The sequence below is a fragment of the Streptomyces sp. NPDC043176 genome (assembly GCF_056436715.1).
The window spans coordinates 1-16525 of record NZ_JBWKCA010000034.1 but is presented as its reverse complement, the minus strand read 5'-3'; the positions used below and the strand labels follow the sequence as shown (position 1 = coordinate 16525).

The 16525-nt window shown below is 68.0% G+C and carries 18 protein-coding genes, 1 tRNA gene and 3 pseudogenes; 14 read left to right on the top strand and 8 right to left on the bottom strand.

Translation table 11 applies throughout. The annotated features are described in order from the left end of the window. Positions 1-82 precede the first annotated feature (82 nt). Together AC067A_RS34490 and AC067A_RS34485 are read left to right on the top strand one after the other, a co-directional pair. Positions 83-391 (top strand): TerD family protein, encoded by a 309-nt coding sequence (locus tag AC067A_RS34490; RefSeq protein WP_479247161.1) that lies wholly within the window; start codon positions 83-85, stop codon positions 389-391. 42 nt (positions 392-433) lie between these two features. Then, the gene (locus AC067A_RS34485) at positions 434-994 is read left to right on the top strand and encodes a hypothetical protein (protein ID WP_479247159.1); all 561 of its coding nucleotides are present in this window, start codon (positions 434-436) and stop codon (positions 992-994) included. Between the two features lie 352 nt (positions 995-1346). Here the strand turns inward: AC067A_RS34485 and AC067A_RS34480 are convergent, their stop codons facing one another. Both AC067A_RS34480 and AC067A_RS34475 read right to left on the bottom strand, forming a co-directional pair. After that, entirely contained in the window at positions 1347-2627 is a 1281-nt protein-coding gene (locus AC067A_RS34480; protein WP_479247157.1) for a low temperature requirement protein A, read from the bottom strand. Between the two features lie 401 nt (positions 2628-3028). Further along, positions 3029-3199 carry a hypothetical protein gene (locus AC067A_RS34475; protein WP_479247156.1) on the bottom strand — a complete coding sequence of 57 codons (171 nt, stop codon included), beginning with the start codon at positions 3197-3199 and terminating at the stop codon, positions 3029-3031. Here AC067A_RS34475 and AC067A_RS34470 point away from each other — a divergent pair. The 7 genes and pseudogenes from AC067A_RS34470 to AC067A_RS34440 all read left to right on the top strand — a co-directional run bounded on the left by AC067A_RS34470 (position 3198) and on the right by AC067A_RS34440 (position 5802). Then, complete coding sequence (locus tag AC067A_RS34470; RefSeq protein ID WP_479247155.1) at positions 3198-3452, top strand: hypothetical protein; 255 nt, start codon at positions 3198-3200, stop codon at positions 3450-3452. The two genes, AC067A_RS34475 and AC067A_RS34470, sit on opposite strands and share 2 nt — an antisense overlap. Continuing rightward, the gene (locus tag AC067A_RS34465; RefSeq protein WP_479247153.1) at positions 3421-3948 is read left to right on the top strand and encodes a DUF6879 family protein; all 528 of its coding nucleotides are present in this window, start codon (positions 3421-3423) and stop codon (positions 3946-3948) included. Before AC067A_RS34470 ends, AC067A_RS34465 begins: the two co-directional genes overlap by 32 nt. Positions 3949-3991: 43 nt before the next feature. Continuing rightward, a pseudogene (locus AC067A_RS34460) lies at positions 3992-4528 on the top strand (Scr1 family TA system antitoxin-like transcriptional regulator); the annotation flags it as partial. Between the two features lie 22 nt (positions 4529-4550). After that, positions 4551-4790 carry an ATP-binding protein gene (locus AC067A_RS34455; protein ID WP_479247152.1) on the top strand — a complete coding sequence of 80 codons (240 nt, stop codon included), beginning with the start codon at positions 4551-4553 and terminating at the stop codon, positions 4788-4790. 8 nt (positions 4791-4798) lie between these two features. Then, on the top strand, positions 4799-5080 hold the full coding sequence (locus tag AC067A_RS34450) for a hypothetical protein (protein WP_479247150.1): 282 nt from the start codon (positions 4799-4801) through the stop codon (positions 5078-5080). 87 nt (positions 5081-5167) lie between these two features. Continuing rightward, positions 5168-5419: an antitoxin MazE7 gene (locus AC067A_RS34445; RefSeq protein ID WP_479247148.1), complete on the top strand. Its 252-nt coding sequence runs from the start codon at positions 5168-5170 to the stop codon at positions 5417-5419. Between the two features lie 2 nt (positions 5420-5421). Further along, on the top strand, positions 5422-5802 hold the full coding sequence (locus AC067A_RS34440) for a toxin Doc (RefSeq protein ID WP_479247146.1): 381 nt from the start codon (positions 5422-5424) through the stop codon (positions 5800-5802). 720 nt (positions 5803-6522) lie between these two features. Here AC067A_RS34440 and AC067A_RS34435 read toward each other — a convergent pair. Together AC067A_RS34435 and AC067A_RS34430 are read right to left on the bottom strand one after the other, a co-directional pair. After that, positions 6523-6642, bottom strand: a tRNA-OTHER gene (locus tag AC067A_RS34435). Positions 6643-6780: 138 nt separating this feature from the next. Continuing rightward, a pseudogene (locus AC067A_RS34430) lies at positions 6781-7101 on the bottom strand (transposase family protein); the annotation flags it as partial. A gap of 77 nt (positions 7102-7178) precedes the next feature. On the opposite strand from AC067A_RS34430, the gene AC067A_RS34425 reads away from it, so the two are divergent. After that, positions 7179-7592 carry a hypothetical protein gene (locus AC067A_RS34425; protein ID WP_479247145.1) on the top strand — a complete coding sequence of 138 codons (414 nt, stop codon included), beginning with the start codon at positions 7179-7181 and terminating at the stop codon, positions 7590-7592. Between the two features lie 58 nt (positions 7593-7650). Here AC067A_RS34425 and AC067A_RS34420 read toward each other — a convergent pair whose 3' ends face one another. Then, positions 7651-7890, bottom strand: coding sequence for a hypothetical protein (locus AC067A_RS34420; RefSeq protein WP_479247143.1), 240 nt, complete (start codon positions 7888-7890; stop codon positions 7651-7653). Positions 7891-8395: 505 nt separating this feature from the next. Here AC067A_RS34420 and AC067A_RS34415 point away from each other — a divergent pair. The 3 genes from AC067A_RS34415 to AC067A_RS34405 all read left to right on the top strand — a co-directional run bounded on the left by AC067A_RS34415 (position 8396) and on the right by AC067A_RS34405 (position 10428). After that, positions 8396-8806 carry a transposase family protein gene (locus AC067A_RS34415; RefSeq protein ID WP_479247142.1) on the top strand — a complete coding sequence of 137 codons (411 nt, stop codon included), beginning with the start codon at positions 8396-8398 and terminating at the stop codon, positions 8804-8806. 26 nt (positions 8807-8832) lie between these two features. Further along, positions 8833-9936, top strand: coding sequence for an ISL3 family transposase (locus AC067A_RS34410; protein ID WP_479247141.1), 1104 nt, complete (start codon positions 8833-8835; stop codon positions 9934-9936). 90 nt (positions 9937-10026) lie between these two features. Further along, a complete protein-coding gene (locus AC067A_RS34405; protein ID WP_479247139.1) occupies positions 10027-10428 on the top strand; it encodes an SMI1/KNR4 family protein in 402 nt (133 codons plus the stop codon). A gap of 9 nt (positions 10429-10437) precedes the next feature. On the opposite strand, the gene AC067A_RS34400 is transcribed toward AC067A_RS34405, so the two are convergent. Continuing rightward, positions 10438-10755 carry a suppressor of fused domain protein gene (locus AC067A_RS34400; protein ID WP_479247243.1) on the bottom strand — a complete coding sequence of 106 codons (318 nt, stop codon included), beginning with the start codon at positions 10753-10755 and terminating at the stop codon, positions 10438-10440. 678 nt (positions 10756-11433) lie between these two features. After that, positions 11434-11607 carry a CsbD family protein gene (locus AC067A_RS34395; RefSeq protein ID WP_078905605.1) on the bottom strand — a complete coding sequence of 58 codons (174 nt, stop codon included), beginning with the start codon at positions 11605-11607 and terminating at the stop codon, positions 11434-11436. Between the two features lie 556 nt (positions 11608-12163). On the opposite strand from AC067A_RS34395, the gene AC067A_RS34390 reads away from it, so the two are divergent. Continuing rightward, positions 12164-12535, top strand: coding sequence for a ClpX C4-type zinc finger protein (locus tag AC067A_RS34390; RefSeq protein ID WP_479247137.1), 372 nt, complete (start codon positions 12164-12166; stop codon positions 12533-12535). 1682 nt (positions 12536-14217) lie between these two features. Here the strand turns inward: AC067A_RS34390 and AC067A_RS34385 are convergent. Then, positions 14218-14681: pseudogene (locus AC067A_RS34385) on the bottom strand (transposase); the annotation flags it as partial. Between the last annotated feature and the right edge of the window lie 1844 nt (positions 14682-16525).

The following is a 16525-nucleotide window of genomic DNA, read 5'->3' as shown; positions in this document are numbered from 1 at the left end:
TGCGCGTCGCCGTCCGGAACGGCGTCGACGTCGCGGCGCTGCTCGTGACGGAACAGGGCAGGGTCGGGGGGACGCCGACATCGTGTTCGACGGCGCTCCGGCGCACCCCTCCGGGGCGGTACGGCTGTCCGCCGGTGAGGACGGCACGGTGTGGCTGGAGACAGGCCTCACCTCGGTCGAGGAGGAGATTACCTGCGTCCTCGTCGTCGTATCGACGGAGGAGGACGCGCTGCGGGACGTGCGCGGGCTGTCCGTGGAGGTCTTCGGGCCGGATGGCGCGACGGTCGTGGGGTACGAGGTGGCCGACGCGGGCGGCGAGACGGCGATGGTCCTCGCGGAGCTGTACCGCCGGTCCGGCGGCTGGAAGTTCCGCGCGATCGGCCGGGGGTAAGTGGACGGGTTGACGGGCCTTGCGGCGGACCACGGGGTGGACGTGGACGAGGATCCACAGGAGGTCCTGGAACGGATCCCGACGCCCGCCCCGGCCGAGGCCCAGGCTCCGCCCGCCGCCCCGGCCGAGGCCCCGGCTCAGGGTCTGCGCCTCACCGGGGACCAGATCCTGGACATGACCCCGGAGCAGATACGGGCCCTGGCCCTGGCCCAGAAGCAGGCCAGAGCCGAGGCACCGGACCAGGCGCCCCTGACGGCGTCCTCCCCGGCCGCGCCGAAGCCCGACCCGTCGGCCTGGACGTGCGGGCCCGTCTTCAAGCCGCGCACCGTCACCGGCCGGGACAACGACGTGATCACCGTGACGGATCTCCCGCACGGCCCCGTCATGGTCGAACTGACCCTGAAGGGCGACGGTTACACGGGTCTGTGGCCCCTCGACGAGTCCAACGCCAAGGGGCGTTATCTCGTCAGCACCACGGAGAAGGACTTCCGGGGACGGGTGATCACCTCCGTCCTCGAGCAGGGGCGGCTTCGCCTGCGGCTGGAGGCGAGCGGCTCCTGGCAGGTACGGATCCTGCCGCTGGCGGAGGCCCGACGCCTGTGAGGTGTCCGCACACGGGCCCGGCTTGCCCACAAGGGGTGACCTGCAGAAATGGGCGGTGCCTGATTTTTTTGGGGGGCACACCTCCGGCAGTACCTCCGGTCCCCCGCTGAAAGCAACCGTCCAGCCTACTCAAGTTGCCACCGTCATCGGCTCTTCCGTCCTCGCCGAGCTCGTTCCTTCGGCCGGCAGGCCTAAGGGACGAGGCAGAGCGAGCCGAACTTCTCTCCATACTCCTTACTACGGAACGGGGAGAGCCCGGTCTCTCGACACATCCGTGAGGGGTGGGATCCGTCCCACCCATATCGGGCGCGTTGATGGTCCGCTGCGGTGTCCGGTGATGATGGCGCCCTGCCTACTGCGCACCCAGTTCTTGCAGCATCTGCTGCTGGTGACGGTGGCCGACCGTCTCGTAGCCGATCACAGTGACGAAGGGCGCGAGCATGACCACGAGCAGGCACACCGCGATGGCCACACCGGCGGCGGCCAGGAGGACTGCCGCGAGCAGTACGGCGATGGTGAGGGCGACCAGAAGGATGTGGAAGCGGTCTGCTGTGGACAGCAGCAGGGTGTGTAGGAGGTAGACCATCAGCATGTAGAGGCCGACGGGGAGAGCGAGGGCGAGGACGACGGCGATGCCGGAGATCTTGGCGTGGTGTTCCATGTAGAGGCCCGCCACGTGCAGCCCGGCGCCGGCCCCGGCAACGCCGATGAACAGGGGGATGTGGCCGTAGCCGAAGAGGTATCCGCGGCTGCGGCGGTGCACCAGGATGTCGCCGAAAGGCGTCAGGAAATACATCCACCACATGCCGAAGGTCAGACCGACACCGGCGATGACGACGGCGACGGCGTTCCAGGTCCAGTGTGTGCCGTCCCCGCCCCCCAGGAGGTCTCCGGAAGAGGCGACCGTACCGACGACGCCCTCGCCGAGGACGATGATCGCGAAGAGTCCGTACCGTTCGGCGACGTGGTGCGGGTGCCAGGGGGTGCCGCCCGCGGAGCCCTGTGTGAGCACCGGCAGGACGAGTTCGAGGGCGCCCAGGACACCGAACGCGGCGAAGGCGACGCCGATCGGCATGTGCACGAAGGCCACCACGATCCAACCGGCCTGGACGATCACCGTCCAGCGGATGTTGGCCATGCCCACGTCGTGGAACGACGGGGACTGGCGGGCGGCACGCCACCACTGGAGCACCATCGCGATCCGCATCACGACGTAGCCGATGACCATGGCACGCAGTTCGAGGTGGCCGCCCTCCTGGACGGAGTGGAACATCGCGGGCAGGCCGAGCGAGAACACCACGACGCCGATCATCTGCACCATCGTCACGGCCCGGTAGAGCCAGTCGTCGGTGGCGAACGCGGAGGCGAACCAGCTGAAGCTGATCCAGGCGATGCTGATCGCGAACATCGCCAGGACGAACGCGATGACCGCCTGGCCGGCGTGCCCCTCGGCGACCATCTCGGCGAACTGGAACGCCGCCGTGCCGACGGCGACCACGAAGGTGAGGTCGAACAGCAGCTCCAGCGGCGAGGCGGTCCGGCCGTGCTCTTCCGGGTCACGACCGGTCATGGGGACCAGCCGTCGCGACAGACCGAGCTTGCCGGGCCTGTCGGCGGGTGGGGAATCATTCATGTGCAGCAGTATTTCTGACGCTGCCCCTGCCGGCCCGGCCGCCCTGCCGACGCAGAGCACTCCGGCGACAACGGCGAAACACTGTACCCGCCCGGCCCCAGCGGCATCGTGGGATGCGGCCATTCGGGCAGCCGTCTCTCCTGGACGTACCTTCGCGCTCGGTCCCTGACGTGCCCGTCGGTGTCTGCCAGCAGCACGGCCGCCGGCTCCGGTTGCCAGGCCGTCCTCGAATGCCGAGCAGTACCTCGCGGCCCTCGCAGACTCGGAGTGGGGCCGCCGCGAGCGTCACAGCCTGAGGTAGCACCCGGGCCCGTTGGTCCCATGAACACCAGCTCCTGCCCGTCGCGTTGGCGGACCCGACGGGCAGGAGCTGGTTGGTGAACCCGCGACCGTGTGTAGGTTCAGGCCGTGAGCTTCCTGAAGACTGCCTCGAAGCGGTCGAGGGTGTCGTCGTCGACCTGCACGAGGCCCCGGCGCGATGGCAGCCCGGGCCCCGTCTTGACCAAGGGCCCTGCGCGCGGGACGGTCAGATGCGCAACTACGCGCCACCGCCTCGCCTCGGAGAGGATCATGGCGTTACTTTTCTTCGGCACGGACCCGAACTCGGGCGGAGGGAACTGCCCGGCGGTGTGGGTGGACACCGAGACCGCCCAGGGCCCGGAACTGGTTCTGCAGGGCAAGTTAGCCGACGCGTCGACCCGGGCCGCGTGCCGTCAGGACAGTCCGCCCGCGGACGACGAAGGGATCGTCCGGATCCCGCTCAGCATGGTGGAGCAGAGCAGGAGGGCGTGCGATGCCGCAGAGGCCGTCGGCACCCAGCTTTGAGGATCTGCTCGACTCCGCCCAGCACCACGCCCCGCACCTGGAGCTCCGCGACGTGTACGCCGTGGGGGAGGAGCGCGAGGTCTTCGAGGCGTTCCTGCGGGACGGGAGCGTGCCCGCGGACGACTCGGAGTATTGGAGCGGCTGGCTGCCGCTGGTGGAACGTTCCGTCGCCCGCGGGGTGAAGGCCCGCCGGGCCCGGATCGTATCCGAGCCCGTCACCGACTACCTCCGCTTCGAGCACGCCATCACCGACGCCAACTGCCGCGCCGGCGAACAGGTCCGCTGGCTGCCCCGCCGCCGCGCCTCCACCCTCGCCCTGCCCGGCAACGACTTCTGGCTCATCGACGACCGGATCGTGCGCTGGAACCTGTTCTCCGGCGACGGCCAGGCCCTCGAGCCCGACCACACCGACGACCCGCAGGCCATCAAGCTGTGTGCCGAGGCGTTCCGCGCCGTGTGGGACCTGGCCACCGACCACGCCGACTACCGCATCTGACCGACGTACAACCCAAGGGCCCTGCACCTCATGACGACCGCCCCCCTCGTCCAGCGCACAGGCGGCCCGCGAGGCGCTCGCCGTCCGGCTCACGCACCTGCGCAAGGACGCCGGCCTCACCGGGAAGGAACTCTCCGCCCGGTGCGGCTGGCACTCCGCGAAGACCACCCGCATCCAAAAGGGCGCGGCCGCGCCCTCGGACGTGGACATCCGCACCTGGGGCGCGGCGTGCGGCGCGGACGACCAAGTCGACGACCTCATCGCCGCCGCTCGCGCGGTCGACTCGATGTACATGGAGTGGCGCCGGCTGCACCGCAACGGCATGCGCCAGGTCCAGGAGGACTGGCTCGCCCTCCATGAGTAGACCCGCCACTGCCGCGTCTACCTGTCCAACGTGCCGCCGGGCTTCCTCCAGACCCCGGTGTTCGCGGCCGCCCTCATGCAGCAGATCACCCGCTTCCAGGGCACCCCCGACGACGTCGCCGAAGCCGTCGCCGCCCGGGTCACCCGCTCCCGGTTCCTCTACGAAGGCGGCCACCGCTACGTCGTGCTCATGCTAGGGCAGGTGGGACGGTCACGACCCGGGGCAGAGACCCGTACGCATGGAGCTGCGCATCAGCGCCAGCCGCGTGGACGTCGTCGTCTGGGACAGCGCACCCGCCGGCCCGCCGGCCCGCCGGCCCGGCGGCCCGGCGGCCCGGGCCGCCGGGACGGGCCGTGTGGGTCAGCACTGCAGGGAGATCATCAAGGCCGTCAGCGAGGAGCTGTTCATCGAGCACGAACCGGTCGGCAAGCGCATTCCGGCCCGCATCACCCTGGCCTACGCCCCCAGCCTGGCGTAGAGGCCGAAGTGGAGGCCACCGGTATCCCCGATGTGCCGCGCGCCGTCGCCGAGCTCGGCACCCCGGAGCCCGGCGCGGGCGAGCTGCTGGTGAAGGGCGCTGTCTCATCGGTGAACGACTTCGACCTGTCGGTCGTCTCGGGCCGGCTGGAGGTGGCCCACCGGATCCCCGCCGAGCAGCCGACCGGGCCCGGACGGCCGACCTCGCCGCGACGCGCACCGAGTCCCCCTGATCAAGAAGCTCGGGCACCGCCCGCCTCCCGGCCGCCGACAGCAACGACACCGCTGTAGATCCTCTGCGGCTGGGCCCGCTGTCGGTCACACAGCCCACGACCAACCGGTATTCATGAAGGTGCCTGTCGGTGCATACTCGGAGGCATGGCAGACACCACAGTGAAGGTCAGCTCCGAGACTAAAGACCGGTTGGCCGCCGTCGCCGAGGCGCACGGTATGAGCTTGCGTGCGTTCCTGGCGGACCTGGCCGTCCAGGAGGAGAACCACTTGAAGCTGACCCGGGCGACCGCAGTGTTCCGTGAGGTCACTGGGAGGCCGGGCATCGCCGAGGCGTTCGATACCGCGTTCCCCGACGACGCCCCAGCTCCCCAAGATGCTGCACGCCGGGCGGCCTGACCTTGGAACTGCACGTTGACCTCCGGTGGCTTCTCGACCGCCAGGAGGAAATCCTCGGCAAGGAGCTCGGCGTCCGTGACTGGTCGGGCCTGGTGGCCGCCGTCGCACGGCACAAGGCGAACACCCCCGGTCTCGACGCCGGTGAGCCTGATGCCTACTGGCGCGCCGCGGCGCTGCTGGATGCCCTGGTATTGCTGCGGCCACTGCCGGCCCGCAACGCGTTCTTTGCTTACGGCGTGGCGGTGGCGTACATCCGGGCCTCCGGAGCGAGTGTCGACGACGCCTTCGAGCCGTGGGAGACGCTGATCCGCGACGTCCGAGGACTGCGGCTGTCGGTGTATGACATCGCCGACCGGCTGCGGTCGATGCAGCCGCTCCTCTGACCAGGGACCCGATCTCCACATCGTCTGTTCGTCGGTACGAGGCCCCTGCACTCGGCAAGGCGCCCTCACCCCTCTCTCGCGCTCAGTGCCTCGCCGACGCGGGATCACCGAGCACGCCTGAGACCCTTCTCTGCACAACCCTCAGGTGCTGACTCCTGCTCCGGTTGGATGTCGGCACGCCCCGAGAGAACGGGGCATGGATCCCTCCTTCGTGGCGATCGCCCCTGTGTCATCTCGACGAACCACCACGTACCCGCCACCACGCACCCCAGCAGCAGTCCGTTCAACATGGCCCTTGGCCATGTGGCGTGCTCCGCCCAGCGTTCCATGGCCGTCAGCGCTCCCCAGCTGACCAGCAGGACGCACGCAACCCTTACACGTCGGTGTCTGAACATGCCGACCCGGCTACCCGAGTCAGCAGCGCTCACACCGCTCTCGGGCACCCTCGTCGCAGGAGGCCCCGGGCGCCCTGTCTGCACTGTCGGCCCGACGCGCGGGGGGCAGCCCGCGTGGGGCAGCGTAGAACTTGACACAGAGCCCTGCTCGGAAAGACCGCGCGCGGGGACGCAGGCGAGCGCATGACGCCTCGGCACTCTTCGGCGGTTAACGGCGTATCAGCCGGGCTTGTGGCTTTGTTCGCGAGAACCGGTTCTGGCACAACTTCTGTGGACCTGGCGCGAGGCGGCAGGTCCGTACGCCCTACTGCGTCCTGGTCGGCTGCGGTGCCGACGGGATTTGAACCCGCGAGACAGATGGGAGCAGGCCCGCCCCGTCTCCGTCACTCGCCGTGGGAGGGACCTCGCCCACGGCGATCGCAATGGACCGCTCTGCCACGGCACCGCAGCCTGCGGAAATGCGCGCACTCCCGCTCTGACCAAGCGTAGAGACACCGTTCTTTGCGGACGAATCTTTATCTGGTCGTCGGCAACCGCTGCCACGGGTCCACAGAAGTTGTGCCAGAGCCCGTTCTCGTGGACAAAGCCACAGCTCGATGCCCTCGGCCTGGGCATAGGCGAACACATCGGCGAGGGTCCGTAGCCGCAGGCCAGGACGTTCGGGGACCGCACATCCTCGCTCGGCCAGAAGGGCCCGTATCTCCCCTACGGCCCGGGTGACGGTGGAGTGGTCGACGTCGAACAGCAGGGCGAGGACAGAGAGCGGGAGATCGGGCGGCAGATGGATCAGCGTGGCCACCAGCCGGTCGGTGAAGACCAGCTGATGCCGGGTGCCGGCACCTGCCGCCCGGCTCCTGGCCCCGCCACGTGAGTGGGCACCTATTGGTGGTAAGGGACTTTCCACGTGCCCGCTTCCTACTCGGGTGTGAGTGAGTATCCGTACTCTGACGTGGGGCGGGGGGCTGCCGGGAGGCTGGGGTCATGACGAACGAACCGCGCAATCCCGTTCCCCTGTCGATGACGACCGTGCTGCTTGCCGGTGTGGCGGTGGTGATGTGGGCGGTCTGGTTGGGGTGGGACCAGCACCGTGACGTACACCCCGACGGCTCTACGACCGGCCCCTACGAGGCGTGGCAGGTGATCGGGCTGGGGCTGGGTCTGCTGGTACCGGTGTGCTGGGCGGCGTTCCGGGGGCACGTCGTGGCCGCGGCGCTGGGCACCTCCGGCGGTCTGGCCCTGGCCGCAGCCTACGACTGGTCGGACGACGCCAGTGGCCTGTTCGTGATCAGTGTGGGGATGGTGATGATCGGGAGCGTGGCCGCGACCGGTCTCGCCGCGGTCCTGACCTCCGCCCTCCACAAGGCAGTGGCCGGAGCCGGCCGCCCCGGTCACTGACCCCAGCGGCACGCCTCCCCAACCGCCTTGCCTCGCCTAGAGCCGCAGGTCAAGAAGCCTATTGCCCGCGCCTGCGGAGATGAATGCCCGTTCCTCCCCGGAGCCCGCCGCACTCATACCACTCAACTCCGAGTTCCCGGAGCGCGTCGCGTTGCTCCGCGGTGAGTTTGTCGCGTCGGGTTTTGGTGTGGGAGACCCATACACCCAGCTTCACAGGCACCGGTTCCGTCTGGCTGTCGACGGTGATCTCCTCGTCGTGGGCGCGGGGTACGGGCCGGCGGGCGCCTTCCCGTTCCACCCACTGCGTGAGGGCGGTCAGGCCGCGTTGGAACGCCTGCTGTGCCTTGCTTGGCCCCCTTCGCCCCGCAGCTGGCCGCAGGGGCGGGAGAGGGCGCCTTGTCGGGCTGCACGCCCAGCTTCGACAGCCGCTGCTGCTGTTCGGTCGACAGTTGCGCCCAGGTGACCGGGTTCTTCTGCCGCTCTAGCCACCTGCCGATGCCGTCGCCGTCAAAGACGACGCCCGGGGCGATGTGGGGCAGGACGCCGCCGGGTTCGTCGGTGGCGAGGTCGGTGAGGACGCGGTGGTGGCGTTACCAGTCCAGTGGCCAGGGGCAGTCCCAGTCCGGGTCGATCGCTGTCAGCTGCGCCGCGCGCAGTGCGGCCCGCTCGGGGTTCTTCCCGAGGCCGCTTTTGCGCCTCAGGTTGGCGAGGATGGTTTCGCTGATGAAAACGGGGTTCTGGCACACATTCCGTGAGAACGATCTACAAGGTTTCGCCACGGTGATGCCGCATCATCTGGGACCGTGGTGCGGTGTCATGACCTCGTTGGTGACCTGTTTCCGCATGTCAGAGCGTTGCTGCTGGAGCGCGTGTTCTTCGAGTGCGGGGTGGTCCGCCTGGTCGCGAGAACGCAGCCGATCGGAGTCGCTTGCCCCGCGTGTGCGGCAGTGTCCAATCGGGTCCACAGCGTGTACGAGAGACGCCTTGAGGACACGCCAGTCGGTGATCGGCCAGTCGTCATCGAACTGACGGTGCGACGTCTGTATTGCGAGAACTCCGCTTGCCCGCGCCGTACGTTCGCTGAACAGGTCGAAGGGCTGACCATTCGCTATGGGCGTCGAACCCCCTCCTCCCGGCGTCTCCTGGAGGCGGTCGCGGTCGCGCTCGCCGGTCGCGCCGGTGCCCGTCTGGCAGCCGCCCTGCGCATAAGGTGAGCCGGACAACGCTCCTGCGGGCGATCATGGCCTTGCCCGATCCCGTGTGGGCCGTCCCGAAAGTCCTGGGGGTCGACAACTTCGCCACCCGCCGCGGGCATCATTACGGGACCGTCCTCATTGACTGCGAGACTGGTCAGCCTTTCGACCTGCTTACCGGGCGGGACGCCGCCGCCCTGGCGGGCTGGCTGCGCGAGCATCCCGGCGCCGAGATCATCTGCCGTGACCGGGCCGGTTCTTACGCCGATGGCGCCCACACCGGTGCCCCCAAGGCGGTCCAGGTGGCCGACCGGTTCCACCTCTGGCAGAACCTCGGCACCGCCGTCGAAGCCAGCATCCGGCTCCACAGCAAATGCTTCAAGACGGCCGTCACCAGCCCTGATGGCCCGACGGACGATGGCGACACCTTGGATGCGACGAAGGCGATGCCGCCGATCGAGGCCCGCATCCGAGAGCGCCATGCGGCCATCCACGCCCTGCTGGCCCAGGGGCACGGCATCCGCGAGATCGCCAGAGAACTGCACATCGGCGGCAACACCGTCCGCCGCAACGCCCGCGCGGCAGTCCCCGAACAGCTGCTGACCGGACGCCACCAGCCCCGGCCCAGCCGGCTTGACCCCTACAAGCCCCACCTGGACAAACGCTGGGCCGAAGGCCACACCAACGCCATCCAGCTGCATGCCGAGCTCCAAGCCCTCGGCTATCGCGGGAGCTACCAGATCATCAGTGACTACCTGCGATCGAGGCGCCGACGACGCATCCGCGTCGTCCCACTCCCGCCACCGGGAATCCGCCGGGTCACCGGCTGGATGATGCGACACCCCGAGCGCCTGGGCAACGAGGAACGTGAGCAGTTCGCCGCTGTCCTCGCCCGCTGCCCTGAGATGAAGGCCCTTCACGCGCACGTCCGCGGTTTCGCGGAGATCCTTCAAAGCCGCTCCGGCCAACACCTCAAGAACTGGATCACCGCCACCCGCACCGCGGACCTGCCCCGGCTGCACGCGTTCGCCACCAGTCTGGAGAAAGACTGGGACGCCGTCGTCCAGGGCCTGAGCACCCGCTGGAAATCCGGACCCGTCGAGGGCTGTGTCAACCACATCAAGATGATCAAACGCCAGATGTTCGGATGAGCCAAGCTCCCCCTACTTCGCAAACGTGTCCTCCTCACCGCAGCACAAGCCGGCCACCGTCACCCGTTCCGCCCTTGATAGAACTGCCTCATGAGTTCGAACGATGACCGGATCGTGCAGGTCGAGCACCACTTCGGAGTCCGTTTTCCCCAGGACTACCGGGACTTCCTGAGCACTACAGGCAGTCTGAGTCAGTTCGTTCCTCCCGCTGACGACTTCCTGGTGATCGACGAGCTGGACGAGCTCATCGGCATCAACGAGGCAGGCGAATTCCAGAAGTGCTTCCCCGGCGCCGTCGTCATCGGCGGAGACGGAAGTCGCGAGCTGCTTGCCTACGACTTCCGCCAGGACACCCCGCCTCTGGTGACACTCGACGTCTCCGCGGAAGACTGGTCATCGGCCATCCACCAGGCAGCGTCCCTCTCCGCCCTGCTGGATCAGTTCCCTCAAACCGGGTGGAAATGGGACGACACCGATGCCTCGCTCTCCTGACCACTGCCCTTACGGAATGTGTGCCAGAACCGAAAACGGACAGCGTTTGTCGACGGCTTTGGGAGGCAGTCGGTGATCACTGTGCCCCGACATGTCGACGAGTTTTGACGGCGCCGGAGGACTCCGTGGCTGCCGCTTGCATCCAGAAGCCCTCGCGAGGTCAGACCACGGATGGCGCCTTGGGTCGGTCGGGACGATCGCGTGCTCATCGAAGAGCTGTTCAAGGGCTTCGTGGCCGTGCTGCCGGCGGTATGCCATCTCGGCTGCGGTGACCGGCAGAACCCAGAGGATGCGGGCATCGCCGTCGGGCAGGGGGCAGTGCTCCAGGTCAGGGCCGTGGAGGTAGGGAAGGCTGATCAGCAGGTGGTCGCAGTGGGACCCGGGCAGCTACGGCTCCCCGATGGGCAGGCTGTGCTCGAGATCGAGGTGGTGATCGGCGTGATAGTAGGCAGTCATGGCCAGGAGATCAGCGAAGCGTTCGTCGCGGCCGAGCGCGGTAAGGGCAAACACGAGGCCGTGACCGTCCATCTCGACCGTGGGCCAGCAGCCGACGGTGATGTAGGCCCGGCTATCGGCTCGTGGTCCCGGGCTGACGGTAAGGATCCTGAGGTCTGGAACTGCTTCTCTTCGCCCAGGTCCGAGGTCGTAGTCGTTGACCGTGATCTCATGGCCGGTGAAGAAGCCGCGAGCTGCGTCGGGGGAAAGGTTCGGCCGGCCGGTTTTCCCGCTTGTGCGGGCGAGTTGATGGTGTGGGTGTTTTGTCTGTTTCGGTGAAAGTGGTGTGAGGCGAGACCAGTGCGCCGTAAAGTCGCAGGTCACGCAGTCTGCTTCCCGCTTGTGCGGGGATGGTCCCAACCTGGCGACACAGGTTCACATCCTGTCCCCCGCTATTTGGCCGGCGCTGTATTCGGAGACTTCTTCACGTCACGGCGCGCCGACACGCTCTGAAAACCCGTAGGGCCCCGACCGGGGGAGTGGCCGGGGCCCTACGGGATGTGGGGTGGCTTAATGCCGGAAGGTGTCCTTGATGTCTTCCTTGGCCTGGCGTGCGTGGCCCTTGGTCTGGTCGGCGCGGCCTTCGGCGGCCATGCGCTCGTTGCCGACGGCGCGGCCTACGGTCTCCTTGACCTTGCCCTTGGCCTGCTCGGTATGGGCCTTGCTCTTCTCCGTGCCCGACATCGGGACCTCCTCGTGAAGCAACCGGATTGGTCTTGCCCCCCGCCTACTCGCCCCCGCCCGTCCTAAACACTCACCACCGGCATGACTCACTTCTCCATCCGGCTTCAAGCACACCGCTGACAGCGGAGCGTGCCCCCGCGGCCGCGGCCCTGACGCCGGCAGCTCGCGGCGTTGGACCTGTCACCGAGGATCCGGGAACTACCCTGACCGACTGCCTCCCGCTCGTGTGGGGATGGCCCCATCGCCTGGATGGACCGGGCGAGAGTGTCACCCTGCTCCCCGCGCGCGGGGATGGCCCCCGGCTCTTCGACGCCTACCTGAGCAGCCTCCGCTGCTCCCCGCACGCGCGGGGGTGGTTCCCGCAGACCGAGTGGGAGAAGAAGGAACTCGGCTTGTTCCCTGTTTGTGTGGGGGGTGGTTTTTGCTCTTCCGGGGGTGATCTCCTTCATTTTTAGGGGTTGTAGCGGCCGGGGTGTGAGCCGGGTGACTGTCTTGTCAGGGTTCCCCTGACGTCCATATTCTGTCAGGGGAACCCTGACAGAACGGGAAGGTCGCCATGTCAGTCACTGCACAGTCCGAGGACCCCACCCACTGCTCCTTCTGCGGGAAGCCGGGCTCCGAGGTCGGCAAGCTGGTCTCGGGACCCGGTGTCTACATCTGCGGCGAGTGCGTGGCACTGGCGGAGCGGATCGTTGCCGGGACGATCGGGGAGCCTTCGGCGCAGGGTATCCGCGCCTGGATCTCCATGACGGACGAAGAGATCTTGAACCATCTCCCTCGTGTCGCCGCGGAAATCGACCGAGCCGAGGCTGAGCTGCGCCTGTGGGTTCAGGAACTGCGGCGACGTGGGGTGACCTGGACGCGGATCGGCGAGACCTTCGGCATCACTCGTCAGTCTGCGTGGGAACGCTTCTCCGGCGAAGAGTGACAGGCGGAGGCCGGCGCAAAGCCACTGCTCTTTGTGTGCACGGGTCGAGTTGAGAGTTTTGACCGGTTTAGGGGTTTCGGGGAAAGTGATGCGGAACAGATCTAGCGCACCGTAAAGCCGCAGGTCACACAGTCTGCTCCCCGCACTCGCGGGAATGGCCCCGTACGCCGGCGTCATGGTCGGCGGAGAGAAGCTGCTCCCCGCACTCGCGGGGTGGTCCCTGGCCGAGGTCACCCTCGGACCCAAGACCGAACTGCCCCCCGCGCCCGTGGGGATGGTCCCATGCCTGAGCTGCTGCGGATCTGGCGTACCGTCTGTTCCCTGTGCCCACGGGGATGGCCCTGGCAACAACGTCTTGGCCGGTAAGTCGATGCTCTGCTCCGTGTTCGACTGCTCCCCGCCTGCGCGGGGATGACCCCTACTCGTTCCGGCTACAGTCCGAGGCTCCCGGCCCCGGACTCTGCTCCCCGCACCTGCGGGGATAGTCCCGTGATCCAGCGCAAGGCCGGTACGGTCTCGTACTGCTCCCCGCATCCGTGGGGATGGCCCCCACGCCCACGACGCCTTGCGTGCCGAGGGGTGCTGCTTCCCGCCTCGCGGGGGGTGGTTCTATCGTGCGCCGACTGTGCCGGGTGTCTGGACGCTGCTCCTCTTATGCGGTTTCCGCATATACGCCCCGGGGCTCAGGCTTGGTGCCTGTGCCGTTCTTCCTCGCCGCTTCTCCACTCGCCCGCGATTCTTGTGTCGGGCCGGCCGTCTCGTTCCTGCCTCCTCACACTCAGCCCCCGGTCTCTGACTCACTGACCCGGCCCCTGCCTCCTTGCTGCACCCCGGGGGTGTCACTTCGGCCCCCCGGGGATGTCCTGCCCCCTTATTGCGGGGCTCCTGACGCGGCCTTGGAACCGGCCCGACGCCCTCTTGTGCCTTGTGGCGGGCTCTCCATGGCCCTGAGGTTTGGGGAGTGTGATTCAGGCCCGCAGGGCCTGGTCCTGCCTGTTCTTGCCTGGATGGTGGACGGGGGAGCGGGGGATGTGGGGTCCGCATACGGGTGGTTTGCGTTTTCTGCATACGCAGGGAGTGTTTCCCGAGGTCGAGGATTACTACCCCGGGGACAACGGCCCGCGATTGCTTCTATGCCAACCAGGAGAGCCGCCGGTTTCCGCCCCCGCCGGTTTCCGCGCCGGGGCGCCTGTGTTCTGTGGGCCGTTGCATCCCGCTCCGGTCGGCCAGGTCTACCCCCCGGGCGAAGCGCGCCCTGCACGCCGCACTGTTTCCTGGTACCTCTGGCGGCCTGCTGCGCCTGCGGAAGCCGCTGCCCGCGGCCCCGGCCCTTTTGTGGTGTGGGGGTGTGGGCAAGCGGGGGCCTGTGAGCCTCTCAGGCTGTTGTCCCAGGTGGATGGGCGGGTTGAGAGCTTGTGTGGGCAGGCTCACCGTGGCCGTGTCCTGCAGCCAGCCACGTGGTCCAGGGTGGGCAGGCCACCTTCTGCCCGGCAGCCGGACGTACCGGTTCCCGCCCCGTCGTCGCACGGGACCCTGCTGCGCCCTGTTCTTCCCGGAGGTCAGAGATTCTGCATCGGTCGTGGCTCGGTGCTGTATGCCGGGCCTGGTGGGCGTGCGGGTGGCGCTGGACGCCCCTGGCGGGCGCGGGGGAGTGGGGCATGTGTGGGTTCGTCTTAGAGCTCCTAACAAAGGCGTTGGACGTGTCGGTGGGTGATCAGGCAGGTCGCGAGGCCGAGGAAGGCTTCGTGGATGTCGTCGCGTCGTTCCCACCGGACGCGCAGGCGCCGGAAGCCGTGCAGCCAGGCGATCGTCCGCTCGACGACCCAGCGGTGGACGCCGCGGCGGGCGATCACGGGTTTGACTCCGGTCGCCCAGACCAGGCGGCGGTACTTGTCGTGGTCGTGGCCGCGGTCGGCAAGGAGGGTGTCGGGGCGTCTGCGGGGTCGGCCGACGAGGCCGGCGACCGACGGGATCTTGTTCAGCAGGGGCATCAACTGGGTGACGTCGTTGCGGTTCCCGCCGGTCAGCGACACCGCCAGCGAGATGCCCTGGCCGTCGACGAGGACGTGGTGTTTGCTGCCCGGAGGTGCTCGGTCGACCGGGCTGGGCCCGCTTTTGGGCCCCGTCGAGCGGCCCGGACATGGGTGGTGTGAGTGGGTGGTGGGGTGGCTGTGGGTGGGCGTCAGCGGGATTGCGGTGTTGATGTCCTGGTAGTGGGTGTGGGGTGGGGGTTGTGGTCGCTGTCATGGGGTGACCAAGCTGCTGTTGTGAGATGGCTGGCAGATGGGTTGTTGGCTGTCATGGGTTTCGCTGTTCCTATGGGAGGGGCGGGCAGGGTCGGGTGGGCTGGGCTGTATGACGGTTCACGAGACGGCGGGTGTGGCCGAGGACGTGGCGGGACCGGCTGGGGCGACGCGGGCCGGGGGTGTGTCGTTGGCGCGGGGTGCGGTGGTCCGGCGGCTGCTTGCGGTGGACGGGGAGGGGACGCTGACCGCGTTGCATGTGCGGATCGCGGCGGAGCTGGCGGGGGTGTCGGAGCGGACGGTGTGGCGGTGGCTGGCCGATCGACGCCGGGGCCATTGCCGAGGTCCACACCCGAGCTTCGAGACTGTCGGCTACGAGCGGTGGTTGCGCCTGGCCGGATGCTAGCCGCGGCCCTCCTCCCTTTCGCCGTCCTGCTGACTCGAGGCGATGTAGGGCCCGTAAGCCTTCGGCCCGACTCGCTTGTCTGCTCTCGCACTGGCGTGTTCAACGACGGGATCTCACCGCCCTCCAGAGTGGGCTGCTCTGGTCCTGTTCCTTGAGGCGGGCCTGGTGGGGGAGGGGGCCGGGGTGTGAGTGACGGGAGCGACTGGGATTCACGGTTGGTTGTCTGTACGTACCGGGGTGCGTGTGGCCGGCCTGCGGCTGGTCGTTCTTCGTCACCGTATGCGGCTTCCGCATCTTCCGGGGATCGCTCTCCAGGGTTTGCGTTTTCCGCATACGTGCAGGTCCGGTGGGTGTGGGTGTTTTCGTTTTCTGCATACGCAGCTTGAAGTCCCTGACGCCCCTATTCTCGCCCTGCCCTGGCCCGTTGCAGCTCTCGCTGTTCTGCGGGTCTGGGTACCGCGGAGCCCGTCGGGTGCACGACCCCTCAGGGCCGGCCACAACCCTGCACCCCAGCCCGGCGCTGCCAGCCACGGGCCCCGGCTGCGCCCCGGTGGTGGCGGCCTTGCCCCGTCTTGCGGGGGACTCCTGTCGTCGCCCGGTTCATCTGTAGCCCGCGGCGCCTCGACGTCCTGTGCGACCTGTGGGGTGCGGGGCCGCAGGCCCCGTGCTTCTTGCTCGTCTTAGTCTTTGAGAGGGGCGATGCTCGGCATGGGTGATGGGTTGTCTTATGTGCCTTGTGTAGGGGGTGGTGATGTGGCACCAGGAGGCTTTGGTGGTGCGGTTTTTGCGTTCTCGTCATGTGGCTGTCTGGTGGTGGGGGTTGATGGCGGGCGCAGTTTTGTGGTCTCGGCATGCTCTTCCGGCTTCGGAACATCGCACGTCCACTCTGAGGACGCCGCGCATGATCACTTTTGGTATAGACCACTTGAGATCGGGATACACTGCCGCACTCTACTTAGAGTGACAACTCCTCTCGTGGACCGAGGGAACTCCTGAGCGCCGGCTGAGCGGCCCAGACGCCTCTTGGAGTCTTCCAGGGGCGAAGTGAAAGCATCCCGTGCTGGCCGATCCCGCAGGGATCGGCATCCTGAACCCGTCACCCAACAACCCATCAACAACCAAGAAATACATCTTACTTACCACACCACAACCCGCCGCGGGCAGGCGCCAAACCACATACCAGCCCCACCCCACAACCCGCACTCCTCGACTCACCTCACCACCCCGCAGACACCGAAGGTGACTGCCCCTCAGGTAGTCAGCCGAGCGCCGCGCAGCGGCGCCGCGGCACTGGGAGTGACGCAGTCACTCCGCGTCGTGTCTCCGCAGGAGACCGCGCGC